The 23117-nt window shown below is 43.2% G+C and carries 21 protein-coding genes and 1 tRNA gene; 10 read left to right on the forward strand and 12 right to left on the reverse strand.

Translation table 11 applies throughout. The features are described from left to right. Nucleotides 1-189 precede the first annotated feature (189 nt). A complete protein-coding gene (locus GQA99_RS17440) occupies nucleotides 190-1248 on the reverse strand; it encodes an alpha/beta hydrolase (RefSeq protein WP_160056068.1) in 1059 nt (352 codons plus the stop codon). A 99-nt stretch (nucleotides 1249-1347) separates the two neighbouring features. Here GQA99_RS17440 and GQA99_RS17445 point away from each other — a divergent pair, with 99 nt between their 5' ends. Together GQA99_RS17445 and GQA99_RS17450 are read left to right on the forward strand one after the other, a co-directional pair. After that, nucleotides 1348-1809, forward strand: a complete 462-nt coding sequence (locus GQA99_RS17445) for a NanQ anomerase/TabA/YiaL family protein (protein ID WP_160056070.1) — start codon at nucleotides 1348-1350, stop codon at nucleotides 1807-1809. A gap of 396 nt (nucleotides 1810-2205) precedes the next feature. Continuing rightward, nucleotides 2206-3129: a manganese-dependent inorganic pyrophosphatase gene (locus GQA99_RS17450; RefSeq protein WP_160056072.1), complete on the forward strand. Its 924-nt coding sequence runs from the start codon at nucleotides 2206-2208 to the stop codon at nucleotides 3127-3129. Between the two features lie 90 nt (nucleotides 3130-3219). On the opposite strand, the gene GQA99_RS17455 is transcribed toward GQA99_RS17450, so the two are convergent. The 4 genes from GQA99_RS17455 to GQA99_RS17470 all read right to left on the reverse strand — a co-directional run bounded on the left by GQA99_RS17455 (nucleotide 3220) and on the right by GQA99_RS17470 (nucleotide 8357). After that, nucleotides 3220-3621: a DUF1850 domain-containing protein gene (locus tag GQA99_RS17455; RefSeq protein ID WP_160056074.1), complete on the reverse strand. Its 402-nt coding sequence runs from the start codon at nucleotides 3619-3621 to the stop codon at nucleotides 3220-3222. Then, nucleotides 3621-5678, reverse strand: coding sequence for a TRAP transporter permease (locus GQA99_RS17460; RefSeq protein WP_229785951.1), 2058 nt, complete (start codon nucleotides 5676-5678; stop codon nucleotides 3621-3623). Before GQA99_RS17460 ends, GQA99_RS17455 begins: the two co-directional genes overlap by 1 nt. 109 nt (nucleotides 5679-5787) lie before the next feature. Continuing rightward, the gene (locus GQA99_RS17465) at nucleotides 5788-6741 is read right to left on the reverse strand and encodes a TAXI family TRAP transporter solute-binding subunit (protein ID WP_160056076.1); all 954 of its coding nucleotides are present in this window, start codon (nucleotides 6739-6741) and stop codon (nucleotides 5788-5790) included. Between the two features lie 338 nt (nucleotides 6742-7079). Then, on the reverse strand, nucleotides 7080-8357 hold the full coding sequence (locus GQA99_RS17470) for a glycerophosphodiester phosphodiesterase family protein (protein WP_160056078.1): 1278 nt from the start codon (nucleotides 8355-8357) through the stop codon (nucleotides 7080-7082). Between the two features lie 173 nt (nucleotides 8358-8530). On the opposite strand from GQA99_RS17470, the gene GQA99_RS17475 reads away from it, so the two are divergent. The 4 genes from GQA99_RS17475 (at nucleotide 8531) to GQA99_RS17490 (ending at nucleotide 13528) form a co-directional block, all read left to right on the forward strand. Continuing rightward, on the forward strand, nucleotides 8531-9163 hold the full coding sequence (locus tag GQA99_RS17475) for a DsbA family protein (protein WP_160056136.1): 633 nt from the start codon (nucleotides 8531-8533) through the stop codon (nucleotides 9161-9163). A gap of 132 nt (nucleotides 9164-9295) precedes the next feature. Then, entirely contained in the window at nucleotides 9296-9973 is a 678-nt protein-coding gene (gene mtgA, locus GQA99_RS17480) for a monofunctional biosynthetic peptidoglycan transglycosylase (RefSeq protein ID WP_160056080.1), read from the forward strand. Nucleotides 9974-10198: 225 nt separating this feature from the next. Beyond that, entirely contained in the window at nucleotides 10199-12133 is a 1935-nt protein-coding gene (locus tag GQA99_RS17485) for a B12-binding domain-containing radical SAM protein (protein ID WP_160056082.1), read from the forward strand. A 966-nt stretch (nucleotides 12134-13099) separates the two neighbouring features. Then, nucleotides 13100-13528 carry a hypothetical protein gene (locus tag GQA99_RS17490; protein WP_160056084.1) on the forward strand — a complete coding sequence of 143 codons (429 nt, stop codon included), beginning with the start codon at nucleotides 13100-13102 and terminating at the stop codon, nucleotides 13526-13528. 258 nt (nucleotides 13529-13786) lie between these two features. Here the strand turns inward: GQA99_RS17490 and GQA99_RS17495 are convergent. After that, nucleotides 13787-13871 (reverse strand) — tRNA-Leu (locus GQA99_RS17495). Between the two features lie 644 nt (nucleotides 13872-14515). Between GQA99_RS17495 and GQA99_RS17500 the strand changes: the two genes are divergently transcribed. Then, on the forward strand, nucleotides 14516-14647 hold the full coding sequence (locus GQA99_RS17500) for a DUF3149 domain-containing protein (protein WP_160056086.1): 132 nt from the start codon (nucleotides 14516-14518) through the stop codon (nucleotides 14645-14647). 105 nt (nucleotides 14648-14752) lie between these two features. Here GQA99_RS17500 and GQA99_RS17505 read toward each other — a convergent pair whose 3' ends face one another. Continuing rightward, nucleotides 14753-15364 (reverse strand): superinfection exclusion B family protein, encoded by a 612-nt coding sequence (locus GQA99_RS17505; RefSeq protein WP_160056088.1) that lies wholly within the window; start codon nucleotides 15362-15364, stop codon nucleotides 14753-14755. A 298-nt stretch (nucleotides 15365-15662) separates the two neighbouring features. Further along, nucleotides 15663-16460: a tRNA cyclic N6-threonylcarbamoyladenosine(37) synthase TcdA gene (gene tcdA / locus GQA99_RS17510; protein WP_373291448.1), complete on the reverse strand. Its 798-nt coding sequence runs from the start codon at nucleotides 16458-16460 to the stop codon at nucleotides 15663-15665. A gap of 524 nt (nucleotides 16461-16984) precedes the next feature. On the opposite strand from tcdA, the gene GQA99_RS17515 reads away from it, so the two are divergent. Beyond that, the gene (locus GQA99_RS17515) at nucleotides 16985-18025 is read left to right on the forward strand and encodes a porin (RefSeq protein ID WP_160056090.1); all 1041 of its coding nucleotides are present in this window, start codon (nucleotides 16985-16987) and stop codon (nucleotides 18023-18025) included. 88 nt (nucleotides 18026-18113) lie between these two features. Here the strand turns inward: GQA99_RS17515 and GQA99_RS17520 are convergent, their stop codons facing one another. The 4 genes from GQA99_RS17520 to GQA99_RS17535 all read right to left on the reverse strand — a co-directional run bounded on the left by GQA99_RS17520 (nucleotide 18114) and on the right by GQA99_RS17535 (nucleotide 21715). Next, nucleotides 18114-18431 (reverse strand): putative quinol monooxygenase, encoded by a 318-nt coding sequence (locus GQA99_RS17520; RefSeq protein ID WP_160056092.1) that lies wholly within the window; start codon nucleotides 18429-18431, stop codon nucleotides 18114-18116. 12 nt (nucleotides 18432-18443) lie between these two features. Next, on the reverse strand, nucleotides 18444-18905 hold the full coding sequence (locus GQA99_RS17525) for a GNAT family N-acetyltransferase (protein ID WP_160056094.1): 462 nt from the start codon (nucleotides 18903-18905) through the stop codon (nucleotides 18444-18446). A gap of 91 nt (nucleotides 18906-18996) precedes the next feature. Further along, nucleotides 18997-20619, reverse strand: a complete 1623-nt coding sequence (locus GQA99_RS17530) for a DHA2 family efflux MFS transporter permease subunit (RefSeq protein WP_160056096.1) — start codon at nucleotides 20617-20619, stop codon at nucleotides 18997-18999. A gap of 1 nt (nucleotide 20620) precedes the next feature. Beyond that, a complete protein-coding gene (locus GQA99_RS17535) occupies nucleotides 20621-21715 on the reverse strand; it encodes an HlyD family secretion protein (protein ID WP_160056098.1) in 1095 nt (364 codons plus the stop codon). Between the two features lie 96 nt (nucleotides 21716-21811). Between GQA99_RS17535 and GQA99_RS17540 the strand changes: the two genes are divergently transcribed. Both GQA99_RS17540 and GQA99_RS20895 read left to right on the forward strand, forming a co-directional pair. Next, nucleotides 21812-22747, forward strand: a complete 936-nt coding sequence (locus tag GQA99_RS17540; RefSeq protein ID WP_160056100.1) for a LysR family transcriptional regulator — start codon at nucleotides 21812-21814, stop codon at nucleotides 22745-22747. Nucleotides 22748-22988: 241 nt separating this feature from the next. Then, nucleotides 22989-23111, forward strand: coding sequence for a hypothetical protein (locus tag GQA99_RS20895; protein ID WP_268244228.1), 123 nt, complete (start codon nucleotides 22989-22991; stop codon nucleotides 23109-23111). Nucleotides 23112-23117: the final 6 nt, after the last annotated feature.

Genomic DNA, 23117 nt, shown 5'->3' on the forward strand with positions numbered 1-23117 from the left:
GGAAAACGGCAGAAATAGCGAGCATGCACGTATTAAGTGGATGTTTGATGTAGATAACGCTCGGTTGAAACTCAACCGAGCTTATAAACTTTTAAACAGTCAGAATTAAATGGAATTAGTACTAGTTTAATTAGGCTATATTTCATACAAACAACAAATTCAAACAAAAAGTCCCATTTTCACTCAAGGTTACAGACGTTCAATCCTATCCATAATGTTACCCTTTGCCACTATTTCAGCAAATTCGTCAGCAAGCACCTGGCTTTGTTGCACGCTTTGTTGCCAATAAGCAATACGGCTGTCGCTATCGAGGTGTTTAAAATCTTCACGATCTGGAATTTTGCCAAAAGGTAAGCTGGCAATAAATTGCTTACTCGGCGCCAAAATCAGTCCATTGTGGTAATTAGCTTTGGCTTTGCGCCACAGTAACGACTTATCAAACCAACCCGGACTCATGTAAGGGTAAAAGTGGGGATATAAACTCAAACCTGTCGCTGTAGGCAGTGGCATATCAAAATGATAATCGGTAATGCCACCATCGTAATAATGACCTTTAGGCGATCCTTGCAGATCTTTCACCGGATCAAGCAACAAAGGGATCGATCCCGTAGCTAATAAACCATGCCGAATATTGTCTTGAGTCAGTTCAACATGTTTAGTCGGTAAGTCTTTTAAGCGCCTAAACGGAGATGCCGCATCTTTATGACTTAAAATCACCCGCTCAAAGTGCCAGCCTAAACTTTTACGATTAACAATATTGCTTACCGCAGCCATCGACAAGCCGACCATGAGGCCAAATTTTGCGTGGATGCGGTTTAAATGACGTGCACGACACGCCACCATGTGATGTCGAATTAATGGGTTTGCTAAAATATCAGCGCCCTGTTGCTCGCCCAAAATACCGTCAACAATCTTAAGCACTTGCGCGCTCACTTGCTCACGCGTTGGCTTAGCCACGTCATAACGTTGGTTAATATAAAAATGCTCTAAGCGCTCATAAGCGGCTAATGGGTTTTGCTGCGCCATACAGGCTAAGCGCCATGCGCCAGAAGAGGCCCCCATGGTGTAGAGCGGATCTTCTCGCCCTTGAAAAAATTCACTGAATAAATATTTATCTAACCCAGCAATAGCGAGCCATTTTGGGCCGCCAGATGCAGCAAACAACTGAGTAAATAAAGATTGATCTAAGCCATTCGCTTCTATTTGCGTATAAGCGGTGGGTCCAGCAAGTAAACGTAATGCAGGCAATGTGCAATCCTTCTTATTTTTCTAATGCTGATTTTTCAGTAAAACTGTATGCTCTAACAAGTTATCATGTTTCTATCGTTTACATCTTACGGAATTTTTATGATTGTCGATACCCTAGCAAACCGTCACATTTATACTCAGCTTAGCCCTCGTTTAGCCACGGCACTAGCGCACCTTGCTGACACTGACTTTAGCCAACTTGAAATCGGTAATTACCCATTAGATGGCAAAGATATTTTTGTCATTGTAAATGACTACCAAACCAAGCCAAAAGAAACCCAGCCCTTTGAAGCACACGAAAAGTACATTGATGTGCAATACGTGGTTAGCGGCGAGGAAGAGTTTGGCTATTTGCCATTAGCAGACCAAACGCCATCTAAAGCGTATTTTGCTGACCACGATTATGCTAATTACGACTATGAATCAAATAAACAGGATGCTGCCTTTATTCCATTAAAAGCAGGGATGTTTGCGCTATTTTTCCCTGGTGACATACATATGCCCGGCACTAGCGCTTTACCGCAACAAGTACGCAAAGTCGTCATAAAAGTGCGAGTGTAAACGGTAACGGTACGAAGAAAAAATCAGCAGCTGGTCTGACTCCTTATTGGCGCAAGTTCTGCTAGACTGATTTGAGTGATATGAGTTTTTAATGACATAAGATTTTAGTGGCATAAGATTTTAGTGACATAAGTTCTAATGAAACGATTAGGGCTACGTTTTGCACATTAAGCACCTATATATATTCAGAGTCAAAGCAGACTTAACATACAGATGAGCAATACTAAAAAGCAAAACAGCACGCCACAAGTACACATACCCTGAGTAGCATAAAAAAGGCCCCGAGACTCTCCGCTTGGGGCTTTTTTTATGGGCGCAAATCACCGGCTGCATTTTTTAATGCGATGACGATTAATCCTTGTTAAAATCAGCACAACTTTATAGGAGAGTCTTTCAATGGCAATGTATGTAGTGGGTCACAAGATCCCTGATTCAGATTCAATTTGTGGTGCTATCGCATTAGCATATTTAAAAAACCAAATCGGCGAGCCCGCTATCGCGGCACGTTTAGGTGAATTATCACCAGAAACCGCCTTTATTTTAGAAAAATTTGGTTTTGAAGCGCCAGAATACAAAACCAGCTACGCTGGCGAAGATGTGTATATTGTCGACCACTCTGAAATCACTCAAGCACCAGACGATATTGCCCAAGCGACTATCGTTGGGATTGTTGATCACCATAAACTAGGCGATTTAACCACTTCTACTCCGTTAGAATGTTGGATCCGTCCAGTAGGTTGTAGTAACACCGTCATTAAAATGATGTACGATTTTTACCAGGTAAAAATCCCAGCTAACATCGCTGGCATCATGATGTGCGCGATTTTAAGCGACACGGTTATTTTTAAATCACCAACTTGCACCACGGCTGATATTCGTTGCGTTGAAGCGTTAGCTGAAATCGCCGGCATTGAAGACTTTAAAGAAGTCGGCATGGACATGTTTAAAGTCAAATCAGCCGTTGAAGGCACGCCAGCACGCGACCTAGTCATGCGTGATTTTAAAGACTTCAACATGAACGGTAACCTAGTCGGTATCGGCCAATTAGAAGTGATCGACTTATCGGTATTTGACGACATTAAAGCTGACCTAGAAGCTGACATCGCTAAACTAAAAGTCGAAGGCAACCGTCACAGCGTATTACTACTACTTACCGACATCATGAAAGAAGGCTCAGAAATGTTAGTCGTTTCTGATTCTGCTGATTTAACAGAACGCGCCTATGGCAAGCCAACTGTTAATGGTCGTGTATGGTTAGATGGTGTATTAAGCCGTAAAAAACAGGTTGTGCCTGCACTGCAAGACGCGTTTGCAAAATAAATCGTCATTGCCTTGTAAAAAAAGCTGAATCCATTGATTCAGCTTTTTTTTACCCAAACAGGCTTAATGATAACTCAATAACAACTCAAGTTACTTAATATCGCAGCCCCACAGCTCTATCGACGGCTGCGCAGTAGTTGGCTCGCCCACCCAGTAACTCATGGGGTGACATTGCTGACTCATACCAGATGATGAGACACACAACTGATAATCACCTGCCTCAGGCGTGCGCCCTAGCTTTAGCATTGGCAGCACGGGTAACTTTGGCTTATATTGCCAGCTGCCGTCAATGAGCACAGCATCTGCAGGAATTTCCATCCCTGCGCCGCTGCCTTTTACTCTGGCTTGCTCAAGGATAAAGCCTTCAGGCAATAGACGATAATCTTCTGCCCAGCGCACTTTCTCAATAGTATGCGTCCACGATAAGGTTATCTGCTCAGCAGGCACCTGTGCCCAAATACTACCCGCTAAGCCTAAACACACCCCTAGCATTAGCCTTCCTGTGCCAGGCGTTTTAACTTACGAGCACGCCATGCATGCTGCAAAATAAACGCTAATGCTAAGCAAAAACCAATTTCATCACTTAATGGCGTGGCTAAAATTAAACTGCCACCCGCAATAAAGCCTAAAATACGCTCCCACATATACAGTTTTTGTAATAAATAACCGGTAAAAATAACACCCCAAATACCAATGGCAACGGTGGCCTTTAACACCACAAATACGGTGGCAAGTATGCCGCCACCTTGCAGCATTAATGCCGGGTCGTACACCGCCATAAACGGAATAATAAATCCGGCAATGGCAATACGAATGGCCCATAAACTGATTTTTAAGCCTTTCTCTTTAGCAATGGGCGCAGCAGCAAAACAAGCTAATGCGACTGGCGGCGTTAAATCGGCCATGATGCCAAAATAAAACACAAACATGTGCGATACAATTAACGGCACACCTAGGTCTAATAAAGCTGGCGCAGCAATCGAGCTGGTAATAATGTAGTTAGGGATAGAGGGAATCCCCATACCTAAGACCAAACACGTCACCATGGTTAACACTAACGACAAGAACAAATTGTCCTGGCCCACAGCTAAAATGTAGCCCGCAAAGGTCGATGCAATACCGGTTAACGACACAATCCCAATAATCACCCCAACGAGCGCACAGGCAATACCCACAGGCACTGAATGACGCGCACCTTCAACCAGTGCATGTACACATAATGTGAGGGTTTCTTTACCACCTTTAACAAACCAACTCACCGCAACCAATAGCGCGATAACGCAAAATACTACGCCAATGCCTAATTGGAAAAAACCAGCGCACATCACACCTAAAGCTATCCAAAAAACAATGCGCATAACCTTTGATGACACATTTAAAATAATCGCCGAACCTAAAATCACAATCGCGGTTAATGCTAACCCCACAATGCCAGAAAACAACGGCGTACGGCCCGAAAACAGTAAACCAATTAAAATAAATAACGGGATTAATAAATACCAACGCAGTTTAATCGCCGCCCAGGGATCAGGACATTGATCTTTAGGTAATCCCGACAAGTTGGCGCGTTTAGCTTCTAAATGCACCATCCAAAACACTGAAGAGAAATACAACACCGCAGGGATCATCGCCGCTTTAGCAATTTCAATAAACGGCACGTTAATGGTTTCGGCCATAATAAATGCCACCGCACCCATAATCGGCGGCATAATCTGACTGCCCATACTGGACGTGGCTTCTACACCTCCCGCAAATGCAGGCTTATAGCCAAAACGCTTCATTAACGGAATGGTAAATTGCCCAGTCGTCACTACGTTGGCCACCCCAGAACCAGTAATGGTGCCCATTAATGCCGACGACACCACCGACACTTTTGCCGGGCCGCCAACTTTATGGCCAAATAATCCCATGGCAAAGTCGGTAAATAAGCGGATCATCCCGGCTTGCTCTAAAAATGCACCAAACAGAATAAATAAGAAGATATAGGTGGCCGACACATACGTTGGCGTGCCATATAAACCTTCAGTACCAAAAGATAATTGGTTAATAATTTGATCAATGCCGTAGCCTCTATGCATTAGCTCACCGGGCAAAAACTCCCCAAATAAACCATAGGCTAAAAACAGGCCACAAATAATCGGTAAGGCAATCCCCATCACGCGTCTTGCGGCCTCAAATACCAATACCACCAACAAGGTACCGATAATCATATCGGCCTGAGTTAAGTCACCGGAGCGTTGAATTAAGTCTGCCTCAAACACCCATTGATAACCCGCTGTCACCATACCAGCCAAGCCAAGCACCCAGGCTAAAGGCTGCCAGGGTTTACTTTTACCCCACCCTGGATAACTGATGAACACCACTAATAATAAAAAGCCCACGTGCACAGCGCGTAATACTTGCGTTGAAACCGGATGAAACGCCGCGGTAGTGATTTGAAAAATAGAAAAAACCAGCGCGACAAAAAATAACGCTTTTGGCCAGTCACGAGTGTCGGCACTTAAGCCTTGCTCTGACATTGTGTTCTGGTTAATGGATGGATCGCTCATGGTATGCCTCTGTACTGACTACAGCTAAAAATCGATATGCCTAAAAACAACTAAGCGCTTGTTTGGTATGTATTATCCAAACAAGCGCTTCAAGAGTAAAAACATTGAATTACAGCGCATTCACTTCTTTGTAGTAGCGCTCTGCACCTGGGTGCAATGGAATCGGTAAGTTTTTAGTCGCTTTGTCTAAACTGATATCTTTCGCTGCTGAGTGTGCAGTGCCTAAACGTTCTAGGTTGTCGAACATCAGCTTAGTCATTTGGTACGCCACTTCATCAGACACTTTGCTATGAGTTACCAGTAAGTTTTGAATCGCAACCGTACTGACATCCTCAGTTTGGCCTTCATAGGTATTAGCAGTAATCACCCCAACCTGGTAAGCAGGGTTATTGATTTTAGCTACGACATCTTCAGGAATCGCCACAAAGTTAATGTCCATTGTTGCGGCTAGGTCGCGAATAGCAGCCATACCTAAACCAGATGATTGTAACGTGGCATCAAGTTGACGGTTTTTAATCAGCTCGACAGACTCGGCATAAGGTAAATACTCCACTTTACCCATGTCGTCATAGCTTAAACCAGCAGCAGCAAAAATAGCGCGGGCATTAAGTTCAGTCCCCGATTTAGGTGCACCAACAGAAATACGTTTGCCTTTTAAGTCAGCCAACGTCTTGATGCCAGCATCTTTATTGGCAACGATTTGAATAAAGTTAGGGTACGTAGATGCAATGATACGCAGGTTTTTCAATGGCGCTTTAAAACCCGCTTCAGTATCGCCTTCCCATGCAGCAGACACCGAGTCACCTAGTGCAAGCGCTAATTCGCCACGGCCAGCTTGTAATAAGTTAAGGTTTTCGACTGAGGCTTTAGTGGCTTGTACTGAAGTTTTAGAACCTTCAATACCGTTACTGTAAAGCTGAGAAAGCGCAACACCGATAGGGTAGTAAACACCACTGGTACCGCCGGTGAGAATATTGATAAAAGTAGGAGCGGCCATCACTGCGGTACTGATTGATAACGCAGCCGCGGCGCCGATCATGCAAAAGCGTTTGGTTAGTTTCATCTGCAATATCCTTGTTTCTTATATGGTTATGTATATTATTTTGTTGATACCGTAACACCGACCTTTAGTGTGATCTATATAGACTAAAGGCTAATACCGTGATCGTTGATATTATTTATTTCGCGATTTCAGTGACTTCGCTAACAGTTCAACAAATATCAATGAGTTTAAGCGAGTCAAACGCGTGTTTTTCATTCTATTTGACGAGTAAAAAAGGGCCGAATATTGAGTATAGTCGGCTTATTAAAAAGCAATAAAAAAGGTGCCAACAAAATGGGCACCTTATTAACTGTAAACCCGCAAGCTCAGCCGGTTTTATAAAAGGACATCGCGTGTCATTACATGCCCATGCAATTAGCGTAATAAGTGACCGTTGCTGGCCAATCTGAAAATATCCCGATAACCCCAACATCTTTGGCTAACACATCAACTAACTCATAAGTATCACCTTCGTTATCAATCGCCTCTGCAATACTTTGATAATACCAACCACCGTTACCTTCGCTAAGTAAGCCAGAGCGTTCAAGCGACCAGGCAATCATCTTAAGTCCTGCGGCATTAGCTGCATTGGCGTATTCAGACGGTACAATGGCGTTATTGTCATCTAAGGTGACTAACATCCACAACGGCGGTGCAATAATCTTCACGCCATCGGCAACCAGCGCGTCCATACTCGGAGACCAGGTCGCACTGTTTTGTGGGTCAAAACCTGCCATGTCATAGCGATCGTCTAAGTATACGGATTGCTCAGCAAATTCTGGTGCATTGGCTATCCAATACTTCACGTCATCTAAATTAAATGATTGCGGGAACACCTGCGACGCATCCACTCCTGCGGCGGTGTATTCATCAAGCATTTTTTGCGCATAGTCTTGTTGGCTAAAACCATCAAACGGCATGCTTACGCTGGCAGATTTAAGCTCTGGGGTCATTTTTACCCCAGCCGATTTAAATAATTCGATACTTTCAGCATGAGTCATTAACGTGCCGGTACCTGCATAGAGGTCTGTGCGCCAACTTGGGGTGCCATCCATAAATTCAGCCACCGTGGTCGCATTAGGATTAAAGCCGTCCATCTTGCCTTTTAAGGTTTTAAATTCTGCAAGGCTGATATCGCTGGTACAGCAGGTCGCAGTTGCGCTAACACCGTTTGCAGCGTCGGCAGGTGTAAATGGCACAGAGCACTTATTGGCTAATGCCGGTATCGCTAAAATATTGGTGGTTGTGGCTAAATCACATTGCGAATGACGGCATACCAGGGCTTTGTCGTTGGTAAAGGTCACATCACACTCAACAATACCCGCACCTGAATCAATAGCAGCTTGATAAGCTTCTTTAGTGTGCTCAGGAAATTGCATTGAGGCACCACGATGACCAATAGAAAAATCGCTACGGTAAAATGGGCCAGACTCGCATTGCGCTAATTGGGTTTTCAGTTTGCTGTCTTGCATTTGATCAATTAAAAACAGCGGTCTCGGCCCCACTTGTGCGCTGACACTTTTATCAACACCTGTTGTCGATGTGCTATCGCTGTCGTTGCTGTTACACGCTGATAAACAGATTAAACTGCTTAATATTGCCAACGCGCTCAATGCCGTCTTGTTGTTCCTTGTCATTCCATCACTCCTTAACTGTAATCATTAATCTAACGTTACTGACGGTGCGTTGCACCATTTAAATCAACAGGCTCTAGCCACTTATTTGCATGGCATAGATTGTGTAGATGCCTTAGTCTATTGACTGTATATGAATGAATTAATGAAGTTATATGACAATTCTTGAGGTCACCATGGCTAAAGCAACACTGTATTATGTTCACGACCCTATGTGTAGCTGGTGTTGGGGTTATCGCCCTACCTGGGACATGCTGCAACAACAACTTCAGCAAGAGTTTGCAGAGCAACTTGCTGTTACCTACCTTGTCGGCGGTCTAGCGCCTGACTCTGCGGAGCCAATGCCAGAAGCGATGCAGCAAATGCTTGAGCAGACATGGCAAAGAATTCATCAGCAATTAGGCACTCAGTTTAATCACGATTTTTGGCGCAACAGTAAGCCACGACGCTCAACCTACCCTGCTTGTCGAGCCACTCTGGTCGCACGCCAATACGGTCAAGAGCAAGCCATGGTGAATGCCATACAACATGCTTATTATCTGCACGCCCAGAATCCGTCAGATGTTGAGGTGTTATCGACATTAGCAGGGGCATTAGGCATGAATGCTGAGCAATTTAAACTGCAATTATTAAGCGAGCAAACTGAACAGCAACTGCACAAAGAGATTCATTTTGCCCGTAAACTGCCAATTCAAGGATTTCCGTCGTTAGTGCTCGTAGCCAATAATCATGCTTACCCTATTACGCTTGATTATCAGCACTGGCAAACCAGTTTGGCAGACATTAAGGCGGTGTTGGCTAAGGTTTAAGTGATGCTAGGGGTATTAGTTGATTACGGTCTTTGGTCTAGGCCTAAGCTTATGTGAGCGTTTCGCTTTAATTAGCAATATCCTATACTCTTGCGCGTTGAACACGACATGATATCTAACATGAGGCAATGAATGGCAAATCGTAAGCGCGGTTTTTTCGGATGGACCTGGTACGTAACATGGCGTTTTTTAGCATTACTGACGCTATTGTTGCTATTACTTAGATTTGTCCCGCCACCGACAACGTCATTTATGTTACAAAGCGACTATCCTGTGTCGCAACATTGGGTCAGTATTGATGAGCTACCACCCCACATACCGCTCGCCATGGTGGCATCAGAAGATCAGCTTTTCCCTGAGCACTTTGGTGTCGATTTTAGCGCTATCACTAAAGCCCTTCAACAGTACGATGATGGTCAGGGCCTGCGTGGTGCCAGCACTATTACTCAACAAACCGCCAAAAACCTTTTATTATGGCCAGGACAAAGCTTTGTTCGTAAAGGATTAGAAGCCATGCTTGCGGTAGGCCTTGAGGCGATTTGGGGCAAAAAACGTATTTTAGAAGTCTACGTAAACGTGGCCGAATTTGGCAAAGGTATTTATGGCGTAGAAGCCGCTAGCCAGCATTATTTTAATAAACCCGCCAAATACCTTAGCAGCAAAGAAGCAGCAAAACTGGCGGTATTATTGCCAAGCCCGCGTAATCGTAACCCAAACTATTTAACGCCATATCTTAGCCAACGCGTCGTATGGGTTGAGCGGCAAATGAAACAATTAGGCAGCGCTTATTTAAGCCCTATTCTTAAATAGCCTGAGCTTAGAGAGCTCCTCTTAAAAATATAACATGAGCAATATATTGCTCATTATTCTGGTTTTAGCCATTAACTGCGCAATATCTTGCGCAAAAGGCACTAATCTGCTGAGTCCGTAGCACTGCTAACCATTCAAGATGAAAGCCTTAATTAAAGGGATTTGAGCCATTTTTACTGGTAGAATGCAGCCTTATTTCTATTGGCTTTACGATAAAGGCAGGCTATGACCGTTCTTCTGATGACCCCTCCAATGACCCAACTTAATACGCCGTATCCAGCAACGGCATATTTAACCGGTTTTTTACGTTCACGAGGCTATGAAGCGGTACAGCGAGATCCTGCCATTGAGTTGTTTCTTGAAATGATGACCGCGCCGGCGCTGGAGGTGATCCGTCAACATGTAGAAGAAAACTTCGAGCACTTTGAAGACGATGAGCTGCCCGATGCGGTGTTTGATTTTTTAGCTGAGTTTGATCGTTATCATCTCACCGTTGAGCCTGCTATTCGCTTTTTACAAGGCAAAGACCCCAGCCTAGCCATGCGCATTAACACCCGTCGTTTTTTACCCGAAGGCCCAGCCTTTGAAGCCATCGCGCAAATGGAAGCCGTGTCGGGCGACGTACTGCAAGCCGCTTTTGGTAACCTTGGCGTGCAAGATAAAGCTAAATTTCTCGCCACGTTATTTATTAACGATCTGTCGAACGTCATCACCCAAGGCGTTGACCCTTACTTTGAGGTCAGCCGTTATGGCGAGCGCTTAGCCGCCGCCAACCCAAGCTTTGATAATCTATACGACACCTTGATGGGCGAACCAAGCTTCAGCTCAGACATTTTAGAGCAGTTGGTTGAGCAATATTTAGAGGAAACCCAGCCAAGCGTAGTCGCATTAACCGTGCCGTTCCCAGGCAATATGCTTGGCGCCTTACGCATTGCGCAAACCTGTAAAGCCATTAATCCTGATCTGCCTATCGTTATGGGCGGCGGCTTTGTCAATACCGAGCTTAGGGCATTAAAAGACCCGCGGGTGTTCGAATTTGTCGACTATATCTGTCTCGACGACGGCGAACGCCCCCTTATTACCTTGCTAGAGTATTTTGAAGGCAAGCGCGGCATTGAAGAGTTAGTACGCACTTACTTTCTGGCAGAAGATGAAAATGGTGAACCTTACGTTCATCTTAATCAAAATACTGAGCTGCACGACATTCCCCAATCTGAGGTCGGCGCACCAATATACGATGGCCTGCCATTAACCGAATACCTGTCGTTATGTGAAATGCTTAATCCAATGCACCGCATTTGGAGTGACGGTCGCTGGAATAAATTAACCATCGCTCATGGGTGTTATTGGCGTAAGTGCAGCTTTTGCGATGTCAGCTTAGATTATATCGACCGCTACGATACCGCAGGCGCAGATGTTCTGGTCGACCGTATCGAAGCGCTTGTCGCCGAAACTGGCCAAACTGGTTTTCATTTTGTCGATGAAGCGTTACCACCAAAAACCTTATTCGCATTCGCCAAACGATTGATTGAACGTAACGTGGTGATCAGCTGGTGGGGTAATATTCGTTTTGAGCGCACCTTTAGCCCAGCACGTTGTCAGCTATTGGCAGACTCAGGCTGTATCGCAGTCAGCGGCGGTCTTGAAGTGGCATCAGACAGATTATTAAAACTGATGAAAAAAGGCGTGAGTGTTGAGCGCGTTGCCCAAGTAACCAAGGCATTTAGTGATGCTGGCATATTGGTACACGCTTATTTGATGTACGGCTTCCCGACTCAAACCGAGCAAGAAACCGTTGATGCATTAGAAATGGTGCGCCAGTTGATGCAACAAGGTTGTTTCCAGTCGGCCTACTGGCACCGTTTTGTTGCCACAGCCCATAGCCCAATCGGTATGAACCCAGAGGAATTTGGCATCACCCTTGATCCACGCCCAGAGGTATTTTTTGCTGAAAACGATGTCGACTTTACCGACCCAACCGGCACCGATCACGACATGCTCGGCGAAGGCCTGCGCAAAGCACTTTACAACTACATGCACGGTATCGGCTTCGACCAACCCATGAGCTTTTGGTTTGACCAACGTGTGTCACGCACCACGATGAAGAAAGACATGATTTCAAAAGCCATTAGCAATTTTATTTTGAGCCAAGAAGAGTAAATACAAAGGCTGTCTGATGTGAAAGGATTCACAAATGCCGCAATGGTAAGCTTAAGTTTACCGTCGTTCCCTAATGTCGTCTTTCAGGCAATGCTAAGATCCCGGTTCAAGGACGTTACCGGGAGGAATCCAGCTCTACGCCGTCATCCTCGAGTGCTTTTATCGGGGATCCAGGTGTTTGCTTTGTGCTTATGTACTTTATGGCCTGCGGCCAATAACGTCGTGGCGCTTCGCCCACACCAGAGCAAAGGGGTAAAGCGCTTGTCCCCCTTTGCAAACCCTCAGCGTTCCGGCAACATTTTCGCTTTTTAACCAAACAAAAGCAGCGAAAAAATTGCGACGGAAATTAATCCAGCTTTGGGCCGCGTTTGTAGTCTGCTTCGGCCTTATTCGAAAATGCTAACGCTTCAGATGGGGCGTCCCTTCCCCTCTAAAGCTAGCTGGCCGTCCATGGCCAGCTCACGTCATTTTCTTCAACGGCCTCAAGTTCAGAGTTGCATTTGGCATTTCAAGCAAGGCAGCTAACTCATTTATAGACATAAGCGTGTTAGCTCTATCTGCCATCTTGATATATCAGAGGAATAAAAGCGTTAGGCTGAATTCTTTATTTTTAAATAAATCACGATAAGAGAGCCTCTTTATGTGTTTACCTGCTTTTATTGTGAAGAAAAAATTAACAATGGGTGGCACGGTTAAATTTGCCGATCCACCTTGCCGATATTCCTTAACCTGCTGAATTTAAAAGATTCAGCAATGGATAGCATGGTAAATTTAAAGCATTAAAAGATGAACCTTGATGGTTTTAAGAAGAAACAACATAATCGAAAAATGACGATTGATTGAATGTAAACAAGATGTTAATTTACTGAAATTAATAACAAGTAAGCAATGTACCCCTTATAAGTATCTATGAGTAATAAGCAGAGATATAGCTAATACATTCCATCCATAATTTGAGGCCCATATATGAGAATTAGTTTAGTTTTAATGTCATTATTCATTTTTATGGGGTGTGCATCTACTCCACATTCAGCAACGGAATTAAGAACGGCAGGTAAAGCAAAAACGAGTTTCTGCTCCGAAAAAGCGTTCAAAGAAACTGTCGCTATAATCGAAGCTCAGTTACAGAAATGCTTTGCTCATGGAGAGCAAGAGGTTTTCGGTGGGACTTCTAATACCTTTATCGAGATGAGTGGTGTAGAGAGCAAGATTGTTACAATGTCTTCTGTAGCCCAAGTTAATTGGAATAGGTTTTATCAAGTAGTTGTTGATATCAGCGCGCAAGATCAGTGCCCTGCGTTAGTAGAAACGTATGGCATGTCTGATAGCTGGTCTTCTACCACACATTTGGTTCAAGATTGGATTGCTGGCAATAATCTTGAAAAGTGTAGTTAAGGAAAAATCTGAAGGTCAATACATCCACATCACGAAATCATCATTGCCGTTGTTTAAGTTAAGAATGGTATACGTTCAGTAATGGAAAATGGAAAGACATCAACAATAAAAGACCTAACTGCTGGATAAAATCTACCTAATTAAGCGTTATAGATAATTTTTACCCTCTAGCGGTTGAAAGTAACAGACCTCTGTATTTACCATTGATTTATAAGCATAAAAAAAGCCCCGTTCAATTAAGAACAGGGCTTTAAATAATGGTACCTGAGGTCGGACTCGAACCGACACGCCGCGAAGCAGGGGATTTTGAATCCCCCATGTATACCAATTTCATCACTCAGGCAAAGGCTTTTAAGCTATATTTAGCTTTGCAAAGTTATCTAAAAAAGACCAAATATCTTTGCAAAACCAAACCAATTTCATCGTACCTACTTTATGTGTTTTTAACCCTGTTGGTAACTAATGTTATTGAACAGGCACATAATTATCAATCTAAAAAACTTTGCAAATCTTTGCAAGGGTTTTGAACGTTAATAAATATCTATTAACTAAGTCAATCAACAACTTATTGAGTTATGTTGAGTACACGCTGCGAATTTTGAATCCCCCATGTATACCAATTTCATCACTCAGGCAAAGTCTTTGATGCTTTATAAGCTACGCAAAATCATCTAGATAAATCACTTTGCAAAACTCACTATAACAATAACACCGATTTCAATTATCATTGTCACAATTGAATGTTGGCGATTATACCTTTGCTTTTGACAATGGCAAGCCCTTTGGTGATTCTTTTATGTAAAAATCAACTGATTGCTCAAAAGTCATTCGTATGACCTAACCTAGGTTCTATGGTTGTTTTTGTGAGCTATTTTGCAAAATTAACCAAATGCTAATACTTAGGATGTGAAGATTGATCGAGATCATTATTCGTATCATTTTTTGACTTTATGATGGACATGATTTCACTTTCAGAGGATAAGAATCATGGCATTTTGGTTAGATTTAATGTTTGGTAACCCAATTGGATTACTCTCAATGATTGTCATTTTTAGTACATTGGGGATCATTTCTTATCTGATGTGGATGTTTGTTGTGAAGTCTGCTCCGGTTAAGTGAGTCTCTTAAACGGCTAAGTTATTTTACTGCTTATTGTTAAATACTTCCTTGCGAATGATACAATTAGGGGGCTTTATAGCCCCCATTTTTTTATTTTGACTGCGCTTATGCAGCATGCTTTCTAGCCTGTACAAGGCCGTTAATAAAGTGCGGTCTGGTCTTAATAAGATAATTCATCTCTTCTGCACTCGGTTCACCTGCGGGTAAACGCAATACATCACGGTTTAGATATATCCGCGCATGCATCGAAATTTTATAATCTGCTGTCGGTCCCTGTATTGCATAATGGCGCTCATTACCGAGTGTTTCTAAAATATTCGTACTGACAAGGTTTCTTACTGCTAGCTCATTTTGCGGCAGCGTCAAAATAGTTTGCCCTTGCAAGAAAAACTCTCGCAACAAAGCTCTTTCTGCCGGATCCAATAGCTTTACCTTGGCTTCAATGGTTTCAACTGTGCGCTTTTGGCGTAAATTAATAATGGCCTCATCCACCACAAACGCAAAAAGTTGACTGAGAAAATAGGCTACACCTATAATTAAACCCAGCCCAATAAACTGACCATAATCATTAACAATATGTGCTAATGCTAAACTTGCCAGAATATCCTTAGGTGCAAAAAGTAAAGCGGCACAGGTCACCACCCCCCACGCCATTACACTGACGAACACACGTTTGCCGTTCAGTAAATTCATCATACCTATATTCATTTTCATCATAGCTCGCTCACAGTGTCAGATTTTTGAACCTAACCCCAACAAAGCAAAAATAGTGCCAAGAGAATATAAATAACCTGAGTTTGCGATAATAAAACAATGACTAAGAAAAGTTAGGGACTAGAATGCCGTAACAGCCATTATTTTAATCTTACGGCCAATAAGGTAGATAGTGGGTGGCGCTCAATATTTTGCGCTTTATCTTTGCTAACATGCTGAACCACTCAAATAGCCAATGACGTAAACATATTGAGTGCTTATAAGGCCAGGCGCTTTGATAAATACACCTGCGTTAACAAGCTTACTTTGACGCTAATTTAGTGAGAACTCGACTCACCGCTACAAAAGCAAAAGTGCCAGTAACCATAGTGATTGCACCAAATCCCGATGCACAGTCCATGCGCATGCTACCTTCTGCAGTTGCCTTGGTATTGCATACACTGCCATCGGCTTGTGGGTAGACTAAATGCTGAGTTGAAAAAACCGCATCAACGGCAAATCGACGTTGTACGTTTTTGCTAAAATTATATTCTTTACGCAATATATTGCGCACCTTAGCCAACAATGGATCTTGGACTGTTTTAGCTAAATCGGTCACTTGAATTAACGTCGGATCAGTCTGGCCACCCGCGCCGCCAATCGTTACCAGTGGGATTTTATTACGCTTACACCAGGCGATTAAGCCTGCTTTTTGTTTAACGGCATCGATGCAATCAACCACGTAGTCAATGTTGCCGCCTTGCGATGTTGGGACAAAATATTGACTTAAATTATCGAGCGTCACAAAGTCTTCCACTTCATTAACCACGCATTCAGGGTTAATCTCGTTAATCCGCTTTGCCATCACCTCAACTTTAGACTGGCCAATGGTAGAGGTTAATGCGTGAATCTGGCGATTAGTGTTTGTCACGCAAATATCGTCTAAATCAATCAAGGTAATTTGGCCAATGCCACTACGAGCTAATGCTTCTGCAACCCAGGTGCCTACTCCGCCAATCCCAACTACCACCACATGAGCCTGCGAGAAAGTCGTTAAAGCAGCTTGACCATATAAACGACCAACACCAGCAAAACGATGAGTATAAGATTCAGACAACATGGATTACGCCTCAATTAACAACTAATTTCGGGGGCGATTCTAGCTGATTTAACTCTAAAGCTAAATGCTTGTTGAAGATAAACGAGTTACTGACTCCATCGCACCATTTTAAAGCATGTATTATTTACGACAGCTCATTGATTCGATTATTTGTTAACCTTAGTAGACTAAGGTCTAGTGATCCAAGATATTAATATGATCAACAATTAAATTAACATACACTAAACTACCCTATTATCCCTTTTGTTGTTGTGCGCTAGCCTATTTATTATTAAATAGGAACATCCCAAAAGAGGTATATCTGCACTAAAATGTGACAAAAATTGATAAATCAACGTCATTGTCACAGTTTTCTGCACAAATTTTTAGGTAGGGCCAGTTTATTTGATCTAGCCCACACTATGACGATGCTAAATCTGTAAAAATCTGCACCAGATTGTTACAGGATGGTATCTGCAACGACTTCACTAACTAAAACCATGAAAAATGGAATATAGAACATAACGTTCTAGGGAGCATGAAAGATGAAAAAGACCTTAATCTCTGCATCAGTAGCCTCAGTACTTACACTAGTTTCTTTTGCTACACTTGCTGAAGGCCCAAGTTTCTATGGTCGTTTAGATTTAGCAGTAACTAATTCTGACAACGGCTCGACAACACAAAATGGTAAAGAAGGTACTGTGTTAGAAAATAACTTTTCTAACCTAGGCGTTAAAGGTAGCGAGAAAATCAGCGATGGTGTTGAGATTCTTTACCAAATGGAATTCCAGGTAGAAAACACCACTCAAACTAAAGACAGTAGTGGTGATGAGGTTACATTTAAATCACGTAATACTTTCCTTGGTTTAAAAACCAATGCCGGTACAGTACTTGTAGGTCGTAACGACACCGTATTCAAACAGTCTGAAGGTGGCATCGATTTATTCGGTAACTTCAACGCTGATATCGACCGCTTAATCGGCGGCCAGGATCGTAAAGCGGATGGTATTTGGTACTATTCGCCTGTTATTGGCGGTCTAGTGACATTAAATGCAACCTATTTAATGGACGACAATTATGAAGGTTCTGACGAAGATCAATACGCATTAAGCGCAACGATTGGTGATAAAGGTCTTAAAGCACAAAACTATTACCTAGCTGCTGCATACAACACGATTGGTGGCATTGACGCATACCGCGGTGTGGCTCAAGTTAAATTAGGCGACTTCAAACTAGGTGGTTTATTCCAAAACACTGAAAGCCAAACTACAGCTCAAGAAGGTGATTCTTTCTTCGTTAACGTATCGTATGACTTAAACGGCGTAAACTTAAAAGCTGAATACGGACAAGACGACGCTGGTTTTGGTAAATACTACAAATCAATCGGCGATGTAAATGGTAATGCCGCAACAGGTCTTGATGTTGACGTAACCAACATCACTGTGGGTGCCGATTATCGCATTTCTAAGTCAACACTTGTTTATGGCCATTATGCAATGTATGAAGGCGAGCATAAAGTGGGTACTGCTACTGTAGATTTAGAAGATGATAACGTCTTCACTCTAGGTGCACGTTACGACTTCTAATCAAGTTGATGTACTTTATGGTTTAACACCATAACCTAAAAATGCCAGTCGACTCGACTGGCATTTTTGATTCTAATACCCAGAAAAATTATGCAATCACTTGATTGAATACTTCCACATGGTGCGACTCAACAAGCTCTGGCATCACATGATGAAAATAATGCTGAATGGCATCTTTAGCACAATGCTTGTCAAACGCAGCTCTGTCGACAAACTTTTCTACAAAGGCGACTTTACTGTCATCTTCCACACTCACATTTAACTCATAGCGAATACAGCCTAGTTCACGACGAGTATCAGGAATTAAGCTTGCTAATGCAGCGACTAACGCATCACGTTGACCGGGCTTGGCAACAAATTGAGCGACACACACTATTTGTTGAGTATTAATTGCATAATCTGACATTGATTTTCCTATTTATGAATGAGTAAGCAGCATATCAAGATGGGGGATGCCATCTTCTAAATACACTTCAGAATTAACAACAAAACCAAGCTGTTGATAAAAATGACGTAAATAATCCTGGGCACCGATTTGAATATGATCATCTGGCCAGCGTTGTTTTGCAATGGCTATCGCACGCTGCATTAATTGATCGGCTAGGCCCTGCCCTCGCGCTGATTTTGCCACAGCCACACGGCCGATACTGGCTTGAGGGTAACTGATATTGGGCGCTAAAACACGGCTGTAAGCCACAACCTCTTGTCGATCATTTAGGCCGAGTAAATGCCGGGTATGGACATGTTTATCTTTACCATCTAGCTCAGGATAAGGGCAGTTTTGCTCCACCACAAATACATCTACCCGCAGTTGTAATACATTATAAAGTTGCTCTAAGGAGAGCTCTGTAAAGCAAACATCTAACCATGTTAATGTCATTAAATACCCATTCGCCTATAGATTTACAGCAAGGGTATCATTCAACAATGGTAATACAAGTCTATTTATACTGACGTTTATTAACAGATACTTAATGCATTTCATTAGGAGCATCTGCCGCATTTGATGCTGCAGGCTTACGAATCGATAACACTGCCACAACTGCAATAGATAAAAAGCACGCCATAATGAAAAACACATCATTATAAGCTTGAATATACGCTTGTTGGCTCATGTTTTGGGCCAGTAAAGCATAAGCTTGTGAATTAGCACTCACCGCGTCAGAACCTGCACTTTGCAATAACAAACTGGTGTCATTAATGTACTGGTAGGCTTGCGCGCTCACCGCGGGTAATGTTTCTTTTATATGTGCAAGGTGCACTCGGGCTAAGTTATCACTTAATGTCGCTACCAAGGCAATACCAAAAGCACCGCCTAAATTGCGCATCACATTCAATACCGTTGAAGCTGACGCGTTTTCATGAGCCTTAAGGTGCATGGTCGCCAAAATACCTATCGGCACTAAAATAAATGGTTGCCCCAACGCCCTGACGATTTGTGATGCTATCATTTGATCACCAGCATAGTCGGCGGTCATATGGCTATTCATATAATAACTGATTGAGAACAACGCAAAGCCAACCCCCGCTAAATACCGCGGGTCATAACGCTGCATTAATTTTGGCACTAGCGGCAACACTAACAATTGCGGAAAGCCCATCCACATAATCACTTCGCCAATTTCAAGTGGGGTATAGTCGTGGATTTGCGACAGGTACAACGGGATTAAATAAATGGCGCCAAATAGTGCCATACCCAATAAAAAATATGCCACAGTCGACAAGGCAAAATCACGTTGGCCCAGCAACCTAATATTCACTAAAGGTTGGGGTTTACGTAATTGGATCCAAATAAACAAACCAATGTTGATGACAGCAATAATGGCGAGATTACGAATAAGATCAGAGCCAAACCAGTCTTTTCGATTTCCCTCTTCGAGCACCACTTCTAAACAGCCCATTCCTAGCGCCATCGTAATAATGCCAGAGTAATCAGCATTTTTGAGCTTGTCCCAAATAATGGGTTTACGCTCCAACCCATACGCCAGCATCACCATTACTAATATGCCCGGCGGCACATTAATATAAAACAGATAATGCCAACTAAACTGCTCAGTTAACCAACCACCTAACGTTGGTCCAATAGAAGGTGCAAATGTGGCCGTAACGCCAAACAACGCCATACCCATGGCGCGTTTACTGTCGGGTAAAAATTCGAGAATAAGCCGAAAAGCTAATGGAATGAGCGCACCACCAAAGAAGCCCTGTAATGCACGAAAGGCAATCATCGACTCCAGGTTCCAAGACATTGAACACAATATTGAGGCGACAATAAACGCTGCGGTGGTCCACAGTAAGTAGCGTCTTGTTGATAAACCCGTGCTGAGCCAACCCGACAACGGAATGGCAATCATTTCGGCCACTAAATACGCGGTCGCAATCCAGCTGCTTTCTTCTAAGGTTGCCCCTAAACTGCCTTGTATTTCCTTCATTGATGCATTGGTGATTTGAATATCTAAAATCGCCATAAATGCACCAATAAGCCCACCCGCAACCGCAATCCATGAGCGATAACTGCCACGTTGATACCCTGTCGGTTTATCTTCGGCAACGGCCACTTGAGCTACATCTAACTCTGCCACTGACTGGCTCATATTAACGCCCTGCAGTGACAGCGGCCGAATCATTAAAATTCGCTTTAGCGGTGGCATGTGCTTGAGTTGCACTCTCGGTGTCGACCTTAACGACTGCACTCAGTCCAGGTAAAATACGAGTTTGGGCTATCGCCGCATTTTCGTTATCAATACGGATCCGCACCGGAATACGCTGCACAATTTTAGTAAAATTACCGGTAGCATTTTCAGCCGGCAACAAACTAAATTTAGAACCAGAAGCTGGCGCTAAGCTATCGATAAAGCCATTAAATTCTTCATCTGGATAGGCATCGAGTGTAACTTTAACAGCCTGACCAGGTTGCATATGCTCGATTTGAGTTTCTTTAAAGTTGGCCGTTATCCATACCTGTGAATCGGGCACTAAGCTAAACAATGCTTGCCCAGGTTGCACGTACTGCCCCACTAAAGCACCACGCTTACCAATAATGCCTGAAAATGGCGCGGTAATTCGGGTATCCGCTAATTGAATATTGGCCAATTCAACACTGGCTTGGGCTTGATCTACATCAGCTTGAGCTTGCAATAACTGGGCATTAAACACTGACAATTCACGCTGCTTTGCCACTAATGCCGCTTGCGCCTCATCAACGTGTGCCGATGCCGAATCAAAACTGGCCTGGAGCTGATCAACATCGTTTTGCGAACTGTAATTGCTCACCTTCAGTTTTTGCGATCGTGCTAACTGCTGCTTGGCAATTAACTGATCCGACTGCGATGCAACCACAGCCGCTTTGGCTTGATTGATCAAGGCTTGTTGTAAATCCACTTTCGCCGCCAACGTCTGTAAATTGGCTTGCGAACTGGCTAACACAGCCTGACTTTGAGCGACACGCGCCACAAACTGGCTGTCTTCTAATTGTGCAAGGACATCGCCTTGGTTCACATGCTGATTATCGCTCACCGCCGATTGCACAATATAGCCAGGTACTTTGACACTGATACTTGAAATATCGGTCTCCACGTAGGCGTTATCGGTCGACTCAATAAACCGCACTTGTAACCACCAATAAACGCTTGCGATAACAACCGCCAGAATAAGACTTGGCACTATGATAAAACGTTTATTTATAGACATGTTGAACTCCTAATTTATTACCTTCTAGTTTACTACTGTTTCGTGTAGTTTATTAGATAGCTAAAATTCAACCCACTGTTCCACAGGTGTAACAATATGGATCTCAATCGCGTTCAGATTTTCTCGCAAGTGGTAGAGCAAGGCAGTTTTACCGGTGCAGCTAAAGCCCTTGGGATCACTAAAGCGACAGTCAGCCGTAAGGTTGCCGAGTTAGAAGCTGATGTAGGGGTACAGCTCTTATTTCGCACCACTCGGGCATTAAAGCTCACCGAGGCGGGTTCAAGTTATTACCATCGCATTAATAAAATTTTGCAAGATTTACAAAGTGCAGAAGACTTACTAAGTGCGAGCCAGCAAGACATTAAAGGCAATTTAAAAATCATTTGCCCGATCGAATTAGGCCAATTATTTCTTGGGCGTATTTTCGCGCGCTTTCTTGCCGCTTACCCAAATATCACTATTGATGCTGAATTAACTAACCGTAAAGTCGATGTGATTGAAGAAGGAGTGGATTTTCTGTTCCAAATAACAGAAGTTGATGACCCCAAGTTACAAAGTTACTCACTGGTGATTGCCAGCAGACAACTGATGGCTAGCCCCGACTATCTTAAACGTTATGGCACACCAAAAGTCCCACAAGATTTAATGGATCACACAGCAATAAAATTGCAATCGGCGCACATCAATGGTGGCTGGCGGATATTTGATGGTAAACAATGGGTCGATTTGGATCCGCCCGCACAACTGAAAGTAAATAACGTCACGTTTGCGCGAGAAGCGGCCATCGAAGGACTCGGCATCACTGCCGTGCCAGTAATCATCGCCCAAGAGGCCATTACGAGTCAGCGACTGACACCGATTTTAGAAGACTTTCCAATGGCACAAACTAAAGTGACCTTAAGCTTTCCTCAGCGAGTATATATGCCACGTAAGTATATCGTTTTTATCGAGTTCCTTTACACTGCGCTCATTGAAAATTGGGGCGAAAATGTATTAGAGATCCCCGACTTTATTGATGTTAAAGCACATTAATACACCATTGTATTACGGGCACAGCTTTATGCTTTTGTAATCTAAGATTAGCACTAAATAATCTATATCTATGATAGATATTTTTGTGCAACTTGATGCTAGTATCGATTTAACCTAGCCACGACAGGATGCTAATTTCAACGCTATATTCGCATGATTTGTACTTGATATTGTGATTCAGATAATTGTTTAAAATTTTTACAGAGTGAACCTAGCCCAGTGCATACACGGAGTAAATAACATGAGCAAAGAACGTAATAACGCTAAAGAATCAAAGAAACAGCCGCAGCTATCGTTAAAAGAGAAGCGTGCAGCGAAACAAGCGAAAAAAGCCCCAGCCACTTCTGTCGTAAAAGGTAAGTAACCTAGA

The sequence above is a fragment of the Shewanella litoralis genome (genome assembly GCF_009828585.1).
In the GTDB taxonomy this organism is placed as follows: Bacteria; Pseudomonadota; Gammaproteobacteria; order Enterobacterales; family Shewanellaceae; genus Shewanella; species Shewanella litoralis.